1 protein-coding gene is annotated in these 2,280 nt (G+C 45.9%); it reads left to right on the top strand.

Annotation, left to right across the window (positions count from 1 at the left end):
* Window positions 1-285 precede the first annotated feature (285 nt).
* Entirely contained in the window at window positions 286-2,073 is a 1,788-nt protein-coding gene (locus ELS82_RS24325) for a cation:proton antiporter (protein WP_134837694.1), read from the top strand.
* Window positions 2,074-2,280 lie beyond the last annotated feature (207 nt).

Genomic DNA, 2,280 nt, shown 5'->3' with positions numbered 1-2,280 from the left:
AATTGCTTTTGCGCCCAAAGAGTTGGCTCTATATAAGTCATGGTAATCATCCTTGTCATTGCTTAGATGATCAGATCATGGAACATGCAATTAGTTCAAAAAAAATCCCCAAGCTGTGGCTTGGGGATTTGTGTATAAGAGACAGCTAATTTTAGAGCCCTTTTTTATTTAACTGTCTATAAATAAACAGTAATGGTTTAGTTAGGTTTCATTTGGCATTGTTGTCTAATTATTACTCACTGTTTAGTATGGAAAATTCTACTTCGCTCGTTATAAGGATACTCAATGACTTCGGAGACGATTGCACTAACCTTGGCTAGTGTTGGCTTACTGGGTTTGATTTGCCAATGGGTTGCATGGCAGCTGAAACTTCCCGCTATTTTATTTCTCCTCATCGCTGGTTTGTTAGTGGGGCCAGTGTTTGGCTTGTTTTCTCCTCAAGAAGCGCTAGGGGATCTCTTCTTTCCTGTGATCTCTTTAGCGGTTGCGGTGATACTGTTTGAAGGCAGCTTAACTCTCAATTTTAAGCAGATTAAAGGGATCAGTAAGAGTGTCTGGAGCATAGTAACGCTCGGTGCCGTGGTGTCGTGGATCATTACCACCGTCGCGACGCACTATTTGTTAGGTCTAGATTGGTCATTGGCGTTCTTATTTGGCAGCCTGACGGTGGTTACTGGGCCAACTGTGATTGTGCCTTTGTTACGAACGGTCAGACCAAGCTCAAAACTCGCCAATATTTTGCGTTGGGAAGGGATACTTATTGATCCTCTAGGCGCGCTGTTTGTGGTGATGGTGTATGAGTTTATTGTTTCGCATAGCCAAGTACACAGCTTGGCGGTATTTGGCCTGATTGTGGTGATTGGTTTCTCCGTGGGTATCGCCGCAGGCATGCTGGTTGCAGCGATGATGCGTCGCCACTGGTTACCTGAATATTTGCAGCCTTTTGCGGTACTAACCATTTTGCTTGGCGTGTTTGCGCTGTCGAATTATCTAGAGCACGAATCTGGGTTATTGACGGTGACCGTGATGGGGATTTGGTTGGCAAACGCTAAGGGCGTTAATATCAGCCACATCCTCCACTTTAAAGAAAATCTCACCATCCTATTTATCTCAGGGTTATTCATTTTGCTTGCTGCAAGGGTTGAGCTGACTGATTTCGCTCAGCTGGGTTGGGCGGCTTTGGTGCTGTTTGTGGTGATTCAGTTGGTGTCGCGCCCAGCTTCCATTTTCTTATCAACCATGCGCAGTAATCTTGAGGTCAAAGAGAAAGCTTTCCTTGCTTGGGTAGCGCCAAGAGGTATCGTCGCAGCGGCGGTATCATCGCTGTTTGCCATTAAGCTTACTCAGCAAAATGTAGAACAGGCGAACCTTCTGGTGCCACTAATCTTTATGGTGATTATCGGCACTGTGGTGTTGCAAAGTGCTACCGCTCGTCCAATTGCTAACCTGCTTGGGGTTGCCGAGCCAGCGCCAAGAGGCTTTTTGATCGTTGGTGCGAACGATGTGGCAAGAACATTGGGCAAGGCACTTAAAACTTACGATTGCCGCGTACTTATGTCAGATACCAACTGGGACTACGTCAGTAAAGCGAGAATGGGGGGCTTTGATAGCTATTATGGCAACCCGACTTCAAGTCATGCTGATGAATACCTTGATTTGATTGGGATAGGTCAAGTGTTGGCAGTTACGCCCGATCAGCACTTAAACTCGGTGGCGAGCGTGCATTTCTCTAATGAGTTTGGTCATCGTAAGGTGTTTAGCCTGCAAGATAAAAAAGAGCAGGAGAGGTTAGATAAGCACAGCCATAACTCAGAGCATGCCTACTCTTTGCTGTTGGGCGGCAGTACCAGCTACAAAAAACTGGCAAGCTTGATTAGCCAAGGGGCTGAGATTAAACACACCAAGTTGAGTGACAGTTTTGGCTATGAGGATTACCAAGAGCAGTATAAGTCGGCGACCGTAGTGCCACTGTTTACGGTTAACAGCAAGCAGCACATCCAGATGCTTGCTTCAGCAGATGAGAGCGTACCTATGAGTGGTGATATTGTGGTTTCTTTGGTTAAAGAGAGCTAATTCACGACTTAAGCCTTGTCTGTTCGACAGCGCGCAGCAACAAAAAGGGGGCTCTATTATTAGCTGTCTCTTGATCACAAGTCTAGTGAATCAAGAGACTTAGCCAGTTCATACCCTTCAAGGATGGTTTGCAGCCTAAACCATCCTTGCCATAACGTCTTTATGGAAGCGCGATCCGTTCGCTTAGTATTCTTCCAACCACCTAAT

This window comes from Vibrio ouci, from assembly GCF_004551525.1.
Classification (GTDB): Bacteria; Pseudomonadota; Gammaproteobacteria; order Enterobacterales; family Vibrionaceae; genus Vibrio; species Vibrio ouci.
The sequence above is the reverse complement of the archived record's forward strand: the minus strand, read 5'-3'. Positions and strand labels throughout refer to the sequence as shown.

What these genes read in the sequence shown, in the direction of transcription:
- ELS82_RS24325 (WP_134837694.1), top strand. Translation starts at nt 286, where the DNA reads ATGACTTCGGAGACGATTGCACTAACCTTGGCTAGTGTTGGCTTACTG.